Source organism: Salinicola sp. NYA28a (genome assembly GCF_976982775.1).
In genome coordinates this window covers 694186-709579 of sequence record NZ_OZ334582.1, presented here as the reverse complement: position 1 = coordinate 709579, position 15394 = coordinate 694186, and the positions used below count along the sequence as shown (strand labels likewise).

The window sequence follows — 15394 nt, the reverse complement described above, 5'->3', positions numbered from 1 at the left end:
CCGACCCATCACTCCTCGTCGGTCTCCATCAGCAGTTCGTCGTCGACCTCGGACGTTTCCAGCGCGGCCTCGTCATCGAGATCCACCGCCAGATAGCTGTGTTCGAGGGTGAGGAACGCCTGGAACAGCGACCAGTCGAGATTCTCCGGCCACTGGCGCTCATCCTCTTCCCACGCCCGCAGCTCGGTTTCGAGAATGTCGTAATAGCGCTCCCCGACATAGGCATGCAACGCCTCCGGCGTATCCATCTCGGGGATCAGGTAAACGGTGTTTTCGCCAGCGATATCGTCGAGCGTCAGGTCGTCTTCACCGACGGTCGGCTCCAACGAGTTGACCCAGTCGACGAACGCCTGGGTCGGCTTGACGCTCAGCGCGGAACGATTGAGCAGCTTCATCGGTGTCACCTCTTCTTGGGAACCGCACGGGGTCGGCGGAATTCGAACCGCAGCCATTATGGGCGCTAGACACGCCCCTGACCAACAAACTCATGAACACAGAGCGAGAATAGCACCGAGACAATCTGCGAGCCTGTTCAAGCGCAAGGCGCACGGAACACAGGCGCCCGAGCCTATGGGGTATAGGTGAGGCGCGCCGAGTACCGCGCAACGCCGCGATTGGACGGCGCAGCTATTGTATTCGGGGTTATTCCGGGCGCATCGCCGGGAACAGCAGCACATCCCTGATCGATGGACTATCGGTCAGCAGCATCACCAGCCGGTCGATACCGATGCCTTCGCCGGCGGTCGGCGGCATGCCGTATTCCAGCGCGCGCACGTAGTCGGCATCGTAGTACATCGCCTCCAGATCGCCGGCGTCCTTCTCCGCCACCTGGGCGGCAAAACGCTCGGCCTGGTCCTCGGCGTCGTTGAGCTCGGAGAAGCCGTTGGCGATCTCGCGCCCGCCGACGAAGAACTCGAAGCGGTCGGTAACGTGAGGGTTGGTATCGTTGCGTCGCGCCAGCGGGCTGACTTCGGCCGGATACTCGGTGATGAAGGTCGGCTGATCGAGCCGATGCTCGGCGACGGCTTCGAATATCTCGGTCTGCAGCTTGCCCAGGCCCCAGGTCGGCTTGACCGGAATGTTCAGGCGCTCGCAGGTCGCCTTGGCCGCCTCGAACGTATCGATGTCGGCTTCGCCGATGGCATCGCCCTCGATCTCGGCGCCGTATTCGATGATCGACTGGCGCAGGGTCAGACGACGGAACGGCTGGCCCAGGTCGTAGTCGGTGCCCTGATAGGTGACGGTCGTGGTGCCCAGTACCTGCTCGGCGGCGTCACGGACCACCGCTTCGGTCAGGTCTAGCAGATCCCGGTAATCGGCATAGGCCCAGTAGAACTCGAGCATGGTGAATTCCGGGTTGTGCCGCGTCGACAGACCTTCGTTACGGAAGTTGCGGTTGATTTCGAACACCCGCTCGAACCCGCCCACCACCAGGCGCTTGAGGTAGAGCTCCGGGGCGATGCGCAGATACATGTCGATATCCAGCGCGTTGTGGTGCGTGGTGAACGGCCGCGCGGTGGCGCCGCCGGGGATCGGCTGCAGCATCGGCGTCTCGACTTCCATGAAGCCGCGCTCGACCATGAACCGGCGGATCGCGGCGATGACGCCGGAACGCACCTCGAACACGCGCCGAGACTGCGGATTCATGATCAGGTCGACGTAGCGCTGACGATAACGTGCCTCGAGGTCGGTCAGGCCGTGGAACTTGTCCGGCAGCGGGCGCAGGCTCTTGGTCAAGAGCTTGGCCTCGACCAGCATGACGTAGAGATCGCCCTTGCCGGACTTGTGGACCGGGCCGCGGCCGGCGACGATGTCACCGATGTCCCAGCTCTGGATATCTTCCAGCAGCTCGGCGGGCAACCCTTTCTTGTCGACGTAAAACTGGATCTGGCCGGAAACGTCCTGGATCACCACGAACGGGCCGCGCTTGCGCATGACGCGCCCGGCGACGGCCGCCTGGCGATCGAGCGACTCGAGCTCGGGCTTCTCCTTGTCGCCCAGTTCCACCTGCAGGTCCGCCGCCAGACTGTCACGCCGGAAGTCGTTGGGAAATGCGCTGCCACCCTGCTCCGCCGCCTGCTCGCGACGTGCCGCCAGCTTGGCACGGCGCTCCGCGATCAGCCGGTTTTCTTCATGCGCATCATTGTGCGCATCGGAAGGAGATTGCGGGTTGTCCTGGTTCGCCATGTCGTCGCCTGTCAAAAAATAAAGTAAAGCCGCGAGCCGCGAGGGTAATCCTCTTCTGCCGGAAGCTGCTCGCAAACCCCTTTCTCGAAGCTGCTGTCTATAGCTCCCCTGAGCTGGAGCTGCTCGTAGCTCGTAGCTCGTAGCTCGTAGCTCGTAGCTAGAGACCTTGCTTCAGGCTGGCCTCGATAAACTGATCCAGATCGCCGTCGAGCACCTTGTCGCAGTTGCTGCTCTGCACGCCGGTTCGCAGATCCTTGATGCGCTGGTCGTCAAGCACGTAGGAGCGGATCTGGCTGCCCCAGCCGATGTCGGCCTTGCTCTCTTCGGCCTGCTGCTTGGCAGCGTTGCGCTTCTGCATCTCGTGCTCCCACAGCTTCGCCTTCAACTGCTTCATGGCGAAGTCGCGGTTGGCGTGCTGGCTGCGCTGGCTCTGGCAGGCCACCACGATCCCCGTCGGCTCGTGGGTGATACGCACCGCCGAATCGGTGGTGTTGACGTGCTGACCGCCGGCGCCGCTCGAGCGGTAGGTGTCGGTACGCAGATCGGCCGGGTTGATCTCGACCTCGAAGCTGTCGTCCACCTCGGGGGAAAGGAACACGGACGCGAACGAGGTGTGCCGACGCCCGCCGGAATCGAACGGGCTCTTGCGCACCAGACGGTGAACGCCGGTCTCGGTACGCAGCCAGCCGAAGGCGTATTCGCCCTGCACGTGAATGGTGGCGGACTTGATCCCGGCCACTTCGCCCGCGGAGACTTCGGTCAACTCGGCCTTGAAGCCGTGATGCTCGGCCCAGCGCAGGTACATGCGCAGCAGCATGTTGGCCCAGTCCTGGGCTTCGGTGCCGCCGGAGCCGGCCTGGATGTCGAGATAGGCGTTGTTCTCGTCCATCTCGCCGGAGAACATGCGCCGGAATTCCAGCTTGTCGAGCTGGCCCTCGAGATACGCAAGCTCCTTGCGAACCTCGTCGATGGTCGCGTCGTCCTCTTCCATCACCGCCAGCTCGAGCAGCTCGCGGTTGTCGGTGAGGCCCGCATCGAGGGTATCGATGGTCTCGACCACGGCTTCCAGCGACGCCCGCTCCTTGCCCAGCTTCTGAGCGTAGTCAGGGTCGTTCCAGACGTCCGGGTTTTCCAGCTCGCGGGAGACTTCTTCTAGCCGGTCTTTCTTCTCGGCATAGTCAAAGATACCCCCTCAGGACGTCTGTCCGTTCGGACAGGTCCTTGATGAGGTTGTTGATCGGATTGATCTCTTGCATGGGATTCCTGCCAACGTAGCCGCGGGCGCTCCCTCGGCTCGACGAATGCGTGAACCGGAAAAACGAATCGAGAGAACGCCCCAAAAGGGCGCTCATTGTAGCCAACTGCCGGCATAGCGTCATCCCGCCAGACGCGGGCAAGCGCAAAGCGCTGTACGGCCGGGCTCGATGCGCTAAGGTTGGAAAACCATGAGCCATCTACCAATAATCATTCGGTCACCGATCACTCGGTCATTGACCATCATTTCAGGGATAGCATTTCCATGTCACCGACCCGCCTTGCTGCCGCCATCGGTTTCGCTGCCACACTCACTGCCCTGCCGCTCCAGGCCGCGACGCTGCAGGTAGGCATTTCCGGCGATCCCGCCTCGCTCAGTCCGGCCAGGATCACCGGCGGCGTGTGGGAAGAGGACGTCCTGCGGGATATCTTCGAAGGCCCGATTGCCATCGACGCCGACGGTCAGATCATCCCCGGCGCCGCCGAAATCTGGGAGATCTCCGATGACGGCAAGACCTACACCTTTCATCTTCGCGATGGGCTCGAGTGGTCCGACGGCGAGCCGCTGACCGCCGACGACTTCGTCTACGCCTATCGCCACCAGGTCGATCCCGAGACCGCATCGAATTACGCCCACCGCCTCTACCCAGTGGTCAACGCCCAGGCGATCAATTCAGGCAGAAAGCCGCTCGATGCGCTGGGTGTCGAATCCCTGGACGACGGCAAGACGCTCAGGATCACGTTGAACGCGCCCACCGTCTATTTCCTCAAGACGCTGGTACTGCCGTTTGCCTATCCGATCCCGAAGCACCTCGTGGACGAGTTCGGCGATGACTGGAGCGATCCTTCCCACATTGAGGTCAACGGTGCGTTCAAGCCGGTGAAATGGGTCTCCAACACCGAGCTGGAGACGGTCAGGAACGATCGGTTCCATGACGCCGACAACGTCAGCCTGGACGGTGTCGACTACTACCCGCTGGAGGACAAGAACGCCGGCATCCAGCGCTTCCGCGCCGGCGAGCTCGACATCCTGCGCGACTATCCGGCGGCGCAGTATCCGCGCCTGTCGGAGAACCTGCCGGACGCTACGCACCTGTTTCCGTCGCTGGGCACCTACTACTACGTGTTCAACCTGCGCGAAGGCTCGCCGGTGGCGGACAAGCGCGTGCGCGAGGCACTGAGTCTGGCGATTCGTCGCGACGTGATCGCCAAGCAGCTGCTGAAGGGCGGCGTCGAACCGGCCACCTCGCTGGTACCGCCGGGAACCAGCGACTACGAGGCCCAGTCCCAGCCGGGGCTCGATGACGACATGGACAAACGTCTGGCCGAGGCCAGGTCGCTGATGCAGGAAGCCGGCTACGGCCCGGACAGTCCGCTCGAACTGACGCTGCGCTTCAACAGCGGCGACGAGCATCGCCAGATTGCCGTGGCCGTCGCCGCGATGTGGAAGCCCCTGGGGGTCGATGTCGAACTCAGAAACACCGAGGCCAACGTCCACTACGCCGACCTGATGGAGGGCGACTTCCAGGTTGCCCGCGCCGCCTGGATCTCCAGCTACGACGACGCCCAGAACTTCCTGCAACTGCTGTCGGCGGAGACCAACAACTACGGCGCCTACCAGAACGACGACTACAATCAGCTGGTCACCCGGTCGGACGCCGAGCAGGACCCGGCCAAGCGCGCACAGCTGATGCAGCAGGCCGAGGCACTGGCGCTGGCCGACTATCCGCTGACGCCGATCTATACCTACAGCTCGCGCAACCTGGTCGATCCCGAAATCGAGGGATGGAACGACAACGCACTGGATATGCATGCCTCGCGCTGGATCGAGCTGCCGGAGTGACTAGACCAACGTCTATCTGTGACTGAAATCACAGCAGGAGCGGCGTCACTAGCCGCTCTCGCACGTCTATATGCATGAAATGAAACGGTCTATCGAGCATTTGAATTAGACGGGTCATGAGGTTCGCGCGAAGGTGTCGCATCGATCCCCGGGCCGGTCATTGGCCGGTTCGCTGACGGCACCTCCGCGGCGATCGCCCTACAGCGAGCCTTTCACAACGGATTTTCACAACAACAAGTCGGAGCTTTCCAAAGATGTCGAAGCTGCAACTCCCCCGCACCCTGTTGCCCCTGGGCGCCCTGGCGCTGGCCACTTCCCTGATGGCCCCGTCGGCGCTGGCCGAGACGCTCAACATCGGCGTCATGGGCGAACTCGCCTCCTTCGATACCTCCCAGGTTTCCGGCGGCGTGTGGGAATCCCAGGTGCTGATGGACGTCTACGAAGGCTTGGTCAAGAAATCCCCGGACGGTGAGATTCTGCCGGGCATGGCAACCAAGTGGGAAGTCTCCGACGACGGCAAGACCTACACCTTCCACATGCGAGAAGGCGCCGAGTGGTCAGACGGCGAACCAGTCACCGCCGAAGACTTCGTGTTTGGCTGGCAGCATCTGCTGGCGCCGGAAAACGCCTCCAAGTACGCCTACATGCTCTACCCGATCGCCAACGCGGAAGCGATCAACACCGGCGACAAGGCCGCCGACACGCTGGGCGCCGAATCGCTGGACGGCGGCAAGACGCTCAAGGTCACGCTCAATCACACAACGCCCTATTTCCCGCAGTTGCTGACTCACTACACCGCTTACCCGGTGCCCAAGCATCTGGTCGACGAATACGGCAAGGACTGGGTCAAGCTCGATCACATTGCCACCAACGGCGCCTTCAAGCCGGTGGACTGGGTTTCGCAGTCGAAGATCAGCGTCGAGAAGAGCTCGACCTATTATGACGCCGACGACGTCTCGCTGGACGGCGTCAACTACTACACGACGGAAGATCGAAACGCCGGCATCTCGCGCTTTCGTGCCGGCGAACTGGACGTGCTGCGTGAATACCCCTCCAGCCGCTATCAATGGCTGACCGACAACCTGCCGGATGCCACGCACATGAGTCCGTATCTCGGCTCCTACTACTATGCGCTCAACAACCGCGAGGGCAGCCCTACGGCCGATAAGCGCGTAAGGGAAGCACTCAACCTTGCCATTCGCCGCAACGTGCTCTCCGAGCAGATCATGGCTGGCAGCTTCAAGGCTTCGACCGCCATGGTCCCGCCGGGTACCAGTCATTACGAAACCCAGCAGATGGATCTCGGTAGCGATGACATGAATGCGCGCATGACCAAGGCCAAGGCGCTGCTGAAGGAAGCCGGTTATGGCCCGGACCAGCCGCTCGATCTGCGTCTACGCTACAACACCAGCGATGAGCACAAGAAGATCGCCATCGCCATGGCCGCGATGTGGAAGCCGCTGGGCGTTCATGTGCAGATGATCAATTCCGAAGCGACCGTCCACTATCAGACCATTCAGCAGGGTGACTTCGATGTCGCCCGCGCCGGCTGGATTGCCGACTACAACGATGCCGAAAACTTCCTCACCCTGCTGCATACCGGTGTCGGCAACAACTACGGCGCCTACTCCAATCCCGAGTACGACAAGCTGATGGATCAGGCGGCGCAGACCCAGGATCTCGACGCCCGGGAAAAAATTCTCGAGAAAGCCGAGAACGTGGCGCTGGGCGACTATGCGTTCATTCCCATGCTGACCTACGTCACCCGCAACCTGGTGAGCCCCAAGCTCGAAGGCTGGGAAGACAACGTCGAGGACGACCATCCGTCGCGCTGGGTCCACTTCACGGAGTAACGGCGTGATGCGCCGTCGGAGAGTCCGGGCATGAATGAGAGTCCGGGCATGAATTGCCGTCATGGGGTATTGGCATGAGTCGTATCGCCGTCACCGTCGCGGGCGTGTGGACCTCGCCCGAAGCGCCGCGGGCCATCGATGCCCCGGCGCTGGGCAACCCGGCCCAGCTGGAACACTGGCTGGCCGCCCTGGATGACGACACCCGGCTCGCGCTATGCAAGGAGAAACGGCTCGCCACCCAGGCGCTGCTGGATACGCCGGTCGAGATACTCGAACGCCATCGTGACAGCCAGGGCAACGACTGGTGTCGCGTGGTGGTCCCGAACCAGCGCTCGTCGCTCGATCCTCGCGGCTATCCCGGCTGGATTCCGGCCACGCAGCTCGCCGAAGGGGAAGGCTGCCTCGCCGTCGGCACCGAAGCGGCAACGGTGGTCACGCCTGTCGCCTGGATGCAGGGCCTGCCCCAGGGTCGCTCGCTCAAACTGAGCTTCCTGACCCGACTGAGGCTGGCTCACCCGATCGAGAAAGACGCCAGCCGCATCTGGGTGGACACGCCGCTGGGCCGGGGCTGGCTATCACGGAATAGTGTTCATCTGCCGGATGAACGCTTCCCGGCAACCGCCGCCACGCTGGAAAGGCTCGGCAGACGTTTCGATGGCCTGCGCTACCTGTGGGCCGGCAACTCAAGCTTCGGCTACGACTGCTCGGGGCTGGTGCACAGTCTGTTCGCCGCCATAGGCATCGCACTGCCCCGCGACGCCTCCGATCAGGTCGAGACGGGGCAGCCGGTCGAACTCGGCGAGCGCCGCCCCGGCGACCTATTGTTCTTCGAGAAGCCCGACGACACAGGCCGGTTAGTGGTCGATCACGTCGCGCTCTATCTCGGCGAGGACCGTATGCTGCACTCGCCGACGAACAATGCGCGCATCGAATGTCGCCGGCTCGGTGGCAGTCGCTATGCCGAACAGCTCTGCGCGGTGCGCCGCTACCTATCCACGCCGGAAGCGTCCTGAGTCGAGACGCTGGCGATAGCAAGACAGCGATGCAGAAAAGCGCCGTTACCGGCGCCGAATGGAATACGATCGAGATGGGTTCCCGTCCCCGGCACACAGCCCGGCGACAAGCCCGGCGACAAGCCCGGCGACAAGCCCGGCAACTAGACCAGTAACAACAATTGTCTAATAACGGATGGACTCGATCATGCACCAACCGCGTAAACAACGACTTCATCGTCGGCCAGGCCGCTTTGGCCTGCTGCTGGGGCTGGGTCTACTGACCAGCAGCGTGCAGGCCGCCACGCTGAGCATCGGTATTCAAGGCGAGCCCGCCTCGCTGGATACCGCTCGGATCGGTGGCAGTACCTGGGAGAACGACGTCCTGGGCGATCTGTTCGAAGGCCTGGTCACGCTGGATCCTTCCGGTAAATACATCCCCGGCGCAGCCAGCGATTGGTCACTCAGCGACGACGGCAAGGTCTATACCTTCAAGCTGCGCGACGACGCCAACTGGTCGGATGGCGAACCCGTGGTCGCCGAGGATTTCGTGCTCGCCTTCCAGCGCCTGTTCGACCCGGCCAATGGCGCCGTCTATGCCAGCCTGTTCTATCCGATTCGCGGCGCCGAAGCGCATACCAAGGGCGAGAAGGACGCCCCCGAACTCGGCGTCGAAGCCGTCGACGCCAAGACCTTGAAGATCACGCTCGATCAGCCGACGCCCTACTTCCCGACGCTGCTGGCTCATATCGCCGCGTCTCCGGTGCCATCACATCTGGTCGAGCGATTCCGTAACGACTGGACGCAGATGGATCACATCGCGACCAACGGTGCCTTCACGCCGACCGGCTGGATCTCCCACGATCATATCGCGGCGCGCAAGAACGCCGAGTTTCATGCAGCCGCAGACGTCGCGCTCGATGGCGTCGACTACTATCCGGTCGAGGACCGCAGCGCCGGCCTGCAGCGCTTCCGCGCCGGCGGCCTGGACATCGTCCGCGACTTCTCGCCGGATCGTTACCAGTGGCTGCAGCAGAACCTGCCCGACGCCGTCCACCTCGCGCCGCAGCTGGCCAACTACTACTTCGCGCTCAACCAGCGCGACGGCCACCCGACCGCCGACAAGCGGGTGCGGGAAGCACTTAACTTGGCGATCCGCCGCGACGTCATCGCCGATCAGATCATGGACGGCGTCGTCTCCCCGGCCAGCGGCTTCGTTCCGGAAGGGGTCAGCCACTACGACGCCCAAGCCATGCCCGGCCTCGATCAGGCAAGGGACGAGCGAGTCGCCGAGGCCCAGGCGCTGCTGAAAGACGCCGGCTACGGCCCCGATCACCCGCTCAAGCTGACGCTGCGCTACTCCACCACCGAGGCCAACAAGCGCATCGCCGTGGCGCTGGCCGCCATGTGGAAGCCGCTCGGCGTCGAGACGCAGCTGGTCAACGCCGAGGGCGCAGTTCACTACGCCGAGCTCGCCGCAGGCAACTTCGACGTCGGCCGCGGCAGTTGGGTCGCGGATTTCGACGACGCCAGCAACTTTCTCGGCATCCTGCAGAGCGACTCGCCCAAGAACTACGGCGGCTATCGCAGCCAGGCGTTCGACGAGCTGATGGCCAAGGCCAGTCGTGAAACCGACATGGCTGCTCGTCAGACACTACTCGAGCAGGCCGAGCGACAGGCGCTTTCCGACTATGCCGTGGCGCCGATCTACGTCGACGTCTCGCGCAACCTGGTCAACCCGAAACTGGAGGGCTGGGCAGACAACGCGCTCAACCGGCACTTGTCACGCTGGTTTTCTTTGCCCGAGCGCGATTGAGATGAGCCGCGAACCGCTCAAGTGACAACACCAATAATGACAATGACAGCAACGCCTAAGCATGGGCGGATCGGGGAAAGATCAAAATGACCATCAAGCAGTTCATCGCGGGGCTGGGGTGTACCCTCATGATTCTGACGCCGCCGCTGGCCATGGCAGCCATCGAGGGCGAAAAACAGGTACTCAGACGCGCCAATGGTGCGGAGCCCTCCACGCTGGATCCGCAACTCGCCACCGGCACCTGGGAATCCGCTATCATCACCGACCTGTTCGAGGGGCTGGTGGCACGCGATGCTTCGGGTGAAACCATACCCGGTGTCGCATCCTCATGGGAGCGTTCCAGCGACGGCCTTCACTACACATTCCATCTACGCGATGACGCCAAATGGTCGGACGGCACGCCCCTGACCGCCGAGGATTTCGTCTATTCCTGGCGCCGTATCCTCAGTCCCGAGCTCGCGGCTCCTTACGCCTACATGCTGTTTCCGATTGCCAATGCCGAGGCCGTCAATCGCGGAGACAAACCCGTCGAGGCTCTAGGAGTCGAGGCTAGCGATCCTCATACGCTCGAAGTCACATTGGCACGCCCGACCGGCTACTTCATCGACATGCTCGGCCACGCCTCGACCTACCCGGTGCCCAAAAACGCCATCGCGACTCATGGCAGCGACTGGACCAAACCCGGCCACATGGTCTCCAACGGTGCCTTCGAACTGACTGATTGGGTCTCCCATGACCACATTACCGCAGTCAGAAACCGCGATTTCCACGACGCCGAGAACGTTGCTCTAGACGAGGTCCGATTTCTGCCAATCGATGACCCGCGCGCGTCGCTCAATCGCTTCCGCGCTGGTGAAGTCGACATGACTGGTAGCGTGCCGCTGGGACGAATTGAATGGACGAGAGAGAACTTACCGGATGCTCTACATGAGACGCCGATCCTCGCGACTTTCTACTTCGCCTTCAACCAACGCCCTGGCAGTGTCTTGAATGATCGGCGTATTCGCGAAGCGCTCAATCTTGCGCTGCGGCGCCAGGTCATTACCAGCCAGATCACCAAGCTGAATCAACCTTCGGCCTATAGCCTGGTACCGACTGCAATCAGCGACTATGACGGTCCGCAGTTCGATTTCGCCGACGAGTCGATGGACAAGCGCCTCGCCAGAGCCAAGACGCTGATGAAGGAAGCCGGTTATGGCCCGGACCACCCGCTCGAACTGACCATCGATTACATCACCAATCAGGACACCAAGCGCATCCCCGTGGCCATGGCGGCGATGTGGAAGCCGCTAGGGGTGAACGTCGTCCTCAACAACAGCGATGCCGCCGTCTACTACTCGAAGCTGCGGCAGGGCAACTTCCAGATTGGCATGGCGCCGTGGATTGCCGACTACGACGATGCCAGCAATTTCCTCGACCTGTTCCACACCGGCGTGCCCAACAATCACTCCGGCTACAGCAATACCGACTATGACGCACTGCTGGACAAGGCTGCCGATACTCTTGATGCGGAAGCACGTAACGCCACCATGGCGGATGCCGAGCGTCTGCTGCTCGACGATTACGCCATGCTGCCACTCTACTTCTACATCCAGACGGGACTGATCGCGCCGGCGCTGGAGGGTTGGCGGGAGAATCCCATGAACGATCACCCCAGCCGCTGGATGCATTTCAACGCTACCGACTAGGGAAGTACTCATGACCGCAGTCACGTCGAGAAGAGACCGCAACACATGCTGATCTACACCCTCAAGCGCCTGCTGCAGGCGATCCCCACGCTGCTGATCGTGATCACGCTCTCGTTTTTCCTGATGCGCGTGGCGCCGGGCGGACCGTTCGACGGCGAGCGCCAGCTGCCGCCGGAGATCGAGGCCAATCTGATGGCGGTCTACCACCTCGACGAACCGTTGCCGATGCAGTACCTGCGCTACATGGGCAACCTGCTCCAGGGCGATTTCGGGCCGTCGTTCAAGTACAAGGACTTCTCGGTCACCGAACTGATCATGCAGGGCTTTCCGGTCAGTCTGGAGATCGGCGGGCTGGCGATATTGCTGGCGTTGCTCGTCGGGCTGCCACTGGGGATCGCGGCGGCGCTGAAACGCAACTCGACGATCGACTATGTGGTCATGGGGACGGCGCTGACCGGCATCGCCGTCCCCAATTTCGTGATCGCGCCGATCTTCGCGTTGGTATTCGGCGTGCTGCTGGGCTGGCTGCCGGCGGGCGGCTGGAACGGTGGCGCCCTACCCAATCTGGTGCTGCCGGTGGTGGCGCTGTCGATCCAGCAGATCGCCTACATCGCGCGGATGATGCGCGCCAGCATGATCGAGGTGCTGGGCAGCCACTTCATCCGCACCGCCCGCGCCAAGGGGCTCAACGAGGGCGAAGTGATCTGGCGCCATGCCATTCGCCCCGCGCTGCTGCCGGTGATGTCCTATCTCGGCCCGGCCATCGCCGGGATCATCACGGGTTCCGTGGTCATCGAGCAGATCTTCGGTATTCCCGGCATCGGCCGCTACTTCGTCCAGGGCGCGCTCAACCGCGACTACACCCTGGTCATGGGCACCGTGGTCTTCTATGGCGTGCTGATCGTGTTGATGAACCTGATCGTCGATTTGCTCTATTCGGCACTCGACCCCCAGATCCGCTATGACGACTAATCCCCGACAACGACTCGACCGTGACGACGATCCGATCATGACAGCAATGACGATCATGACAATGACGATCACAAAGAACAGGGAGGCCGCTGATGACATCCGAATCCAAGCCCTATAGCGGCAAACAGCCGGATGGCACCCCGCTACCCGCTGGTGGCCCCAATCCGCCCCGCTCTCCTGACCCGGAAACCCCGGGCACGAAAGAGGGCGCGCCGGTGGGTGAAAGCCTGGCTCGCGACGCCTGGCGTCGTCTCAGCCAGAACCGCGCCGCCATGGCCAGCCTGGGCCTGCTGCTTGCGATCATCGTGGTGTGCATCGTCGGCCCGTGGCTGCTGCCGTGGGGGCTTGCCGAGGTCGACTGGAACGCTTTCGGCACCGGTCCGACGCTGGAAGGCGCGCACTATCTCGGCACCGACGCCAACGGCCGCGACCTGCTCACCCGCGTGCTCTATGGCGGGCGCGTGTCACTGTCGGTGGCGCTGGTCGCTTCTTTCGTCAGTCTGGTGATCGGCGTGCTCTACGGCGCCATCTCGGGGTATCTGGGCGGTCGCGTCGACAACTACATGATGCGTTTCGTCGACATCATGTATTCGCTGCCGTTCATGTTCCTGGTGATCCTGTTGATGGTGGTGTTCGGGCGCAACATCTTCCTGATCTACGCCGCCATCGGTGCGGTGGAGTGGCTCGACATGGCACGTATCGTGCGCGGCCAGACGCTGGCACTGAAGCGGCGGGAATTCATCGAGGCCGCCCATGCGCTGGGCGTGCGCGATACCAAGATCGTCACCCGCCATCTGATTCCCAACGCCATCGGCCCGGTGATCATCTACGTCACCCTGACCGTGCCCAAGGTGATCCTGCTCGAGAGCTTTCTGTCGTTCCTGGGGCTCGGCGTGCAGGAGCCGCTGACCAGCTGGGGCGTGCTGATCTCCGAAGGCGTGGACATGATGGAGAGCGCGCCGTGGATGCTGCTGGTGCCATCGTTCTTCCTCGCCGCCACGCTGTTCTGTCTCAACTTCCTGGGCGATGGGCTGAGAGACGCCCTCGACCCGCGCACGCGTTAAGGACTGATCGATGACTCAACCTCTGCTCGAAATCGACAAGCTCAGCGTGACGTTCCAGTTGCCCACCGGACCGGTGACCGCGGTCAAGGACGTGAGCTTTACCATCGTCGAGGGCGAAACGCTGGCGTTGGTCGGGGAGTCCGGCTCCGGCAAGTCGGTGACCTCCACCGCCGCCATGCGCCTGCTGCCCGAGCTCGCCGTGACCACCGGCGCCATCCGCTTCAATGGCGAAAACCTGCTCGAGGTAACACCCAAGCGAATGCGCCGAGTTCGCGGCAACGATATCTCGATGATCTTCCAGGAGCCGATGACCTCGCTCAATCCGCTCCACCGCATCGGCCGCCAGATTGGCGAGGTGCTGGTCAAGCACAAGCAGCTCACGGGCAACGCCAATCGCCAGCGGGTGCTGGAGCTGCTGAACCAGGTCGGCATCCCCGAGCCGGAGCGGCGCATCGACAGCTATCCGTACGAGCTCTCCGGCGGTCAGCGTCAACGGGTGATGATCGCGATGGCACTGGCCTGCGAACCCAAGCTGCTGATCGCCGATGAACCGACCACGGCGCTCGACGTCACGGTCCAGGCGCAGATCCTCGAGTTGCTCAAGTCGCTGCAGGCCGAGTACGGCATGGCGATCCTGTTCATCACCCATGACCTGAGCATCGTTCGCCATTTCGCCGATCACGTCGCGGTGATGCGCTATGGCGAAGTGGTCGAGAGCGGCCGCACGCTCGAGGTGTTCGACAACCCGCGCCACGACTACACCCGCATGCTGCTGGACGCGATTCCGCGAGGCCGCAAGGAACCCGCACCGGCAGATTCGCCGGTACTGCTGAGCGGGCACGATATCAAGGTGCGCTTCCCGCTCAAGAAGCGCCTGTTCGGCAAGAGCGAGTACTTCGAGGCCGTGCGTGGCATCGACCTGTCGATTCGCCGCGGGCAGACCTTGGGCATCGTCGGCGAATCCGGCTCCGGCAAGTCGACCCTCGGCCGCGCCCTGCTGCGGCTGCTGAAGTCCGAAGGCGACATCCGCTTCGAAGACGCCGACATTTCCGGGCTCGACAAATCGGGAATGCGTCCGCTGCGCTCGCGTCTGCAGGTCGTGTTCCAGGATCCTTTCGGTTCGCTCTCCCCGCGCATGACGGTGGGCGACATTATCAGCGAAGGTCTCAAGGTACATCATCCGGAAATGAACCGACGCCAGCGCGAGGCGGAAGTCATCGCCGCGCTGGAAGAGGTCGCCCTCGATCCCGCCATGCGCAACCGCTATCCGCATGAATTTTCCGGCGGCCAGCGCCAGCGTATCGCCATCGCCCGTGCGCTGATTCTCAAGCCGGAACTGCTGCTGCTCGACGAACCGACCTCGGCGCTCGACCGCTCGGTCCAGGTTCGTGTCATCGACCTGCTCCGCGACCTGCAGAAGAAGCACGGCCTGACGTATCTCTTCATCAGCCACGATCTATCGGTGGTGCGCGCGCTCTCCGACGACGTGATGGTGATGAAGGAAGGCCGCGTCATCGAACACGGCTCGGTGGATGCCATCTTCAACCACCCGCGCGAGGCGTATACCCAGGCACTGCTCAAGGCGGCCTTTATCGAATCCGAGGCGGCCTGACGCTCAAGGTGCCACCGCCGCAAACGGAGATGTCCTTGGTGGGATAATGCCCGATACATCCTCCACCAAATGAAACCCCGGCCTGAGCCGGGGTTGATTTAACTCCAGTGATG

Annotated in this window: 11 protein-coding genes; 8 read left to right on the top strand and 3 right to left on the bottom strand. The window is 62.7% G+C overall.

The window, feature by feature from the left end:
* Positions 1–8: 8 nt before the first annotated feature.
* The 3 genes from ACWHY3_RS03365 to prfB form a co-directional block, all read right to left on the bottom strand.
* Positions 9–395, bottom strand: a complete 387-nt coding sequence (locus ACWHY3_RS03365; RefSeq protein WP_087717602.1) for a hypothetical protein — start codon at positions 393–395, stop codon at positions 9–11.
* 247 nt (positions 396–642) lie between these two features.
* The gene (lysS, locus tag ACWHY3_RS03360) at positions 643–2187 is read right to left on the bottom strand and encodes a lysine--tRNA ligase (RefSeq protein WP_448127563.1); all 1545 of its coding nucleotides are present in this window, start codon (positions 2185–2187) and stop codon (positions 643–645) included.
* A gap of 157 nt (positions 2188–2344) precedes the next feature.
* Positions 2345–3443 (bottom strand): peptide chain release factor 2 gene (gene prfB, locus ACWHY3_RS03355; protein ID WP_139284292.1). Its coding sequence is split into 2 segments (ribosomal slippage): positions 2345–3367 and positions 3369–3443, totalling 1098 coding nucleotides; the frame shifts between segments, so codons are not numbered across the junction.
* A 263-nt stretch (positions 3444–3706) separates the two neighbouring features.
* On the opposite strand from prfB, the gene ACWHY3_RS03350 reads away from it, so the two are divergent.
* From ACWHY3_RS03350 to ACWHY3_RS03315, 8 genes are all read left to right on the top strand, one after another.
* Entirely contained in the window at positions 3707–5284 is a 1578-nt protein-coding gene (locus ACWHY3_RS03350) for a peptide ABC transporter substrate-binding protein (protein ID WP_448127562.1), read from the top strand.
* Positions 5285–5538: 254 nt separating this feature from the next.
* Positions 5539–7137 (top strand): peptide ABC transporter substrate-binding protein, encoded by a 1599-nt coding sequence (locus ACWHY3_RS03345; RefSeq protein WP_448127561.1) that lies wholly within the window; start codon positions 5539–5541, stop codon positions 7135–7137.
* Between the two features lie 74 nt (positions 7138–7211).
* Positions 7212–8150 (top strand): C40 family peptidase, encoded by a 939-nt coding sequence (locus tag ACWHY3_RS03340; RefSeq protein ID WP_448127560.1) that lies wholly within the window; start codon positions 7212–7214, stop codon positions 8148–8150.
* Positions 8151–8337: 187 nt separating this feature from the next.
* Positions 8338–9945: a peptide ABC transporter substrate-binding protein gene (locus tag ACWHY3_RS03335; protein ID WP_448127559.1), complete on the top strand. Its 1608-nt coding sequence runs from the start codon at positions 8338–8340 to the stop codon at positions 9943–9945.
* An 86-nt stretch (positions 9946–10031) separates the two neighbouring features.
* Positions 10032–11633, top strand: a complete 1602-nt coding sequence (locus tag ACWHY3_RS03330; protein ID WP_303856448.1) for a peptide ABC transporter substrate-binding protein — start codon at positions 10032–10034, stop codon at positions 11631–11633.
* 45 nt (positions 11634–11678) lie between these two features.
* Positions 11679–12605, top strand: a complete 927-nt coding sequence (gene oppB / locus ACWHY3_RS03325; protein ID WP_448127558.1) for an oligopeptide ABC transporter permease OppB — start codon at positions 11679–11681, stop codon at positions 12603–12605.
* 92 nt (positions 12606–12697) lie between these two features.
* Complete coding sequence (locus ACWHY3_RS03320; RefSeq protein WP_087717595.1) at positions 12698–13669, top strand: ABC transporter permease; 972 nt, start codon at positions 12698–12700, stop codon at positions 13667–13669.
* Positions 13670–13679: 10 nt separating this feature from the next.
* Positions 13680–15281 (top strand): ABC transporter ATP-binding protein, encoded by a 1602-nt coding sequence (locus tag ACWHY3_RS03315; RefSeq protein ID WP_448127557.1) that lies wholly within the window; start codon positions 13680–13682, stop codon positions 15279–15281.
* Positions 15282–15394: the final 113 nt, after the last annotated feature.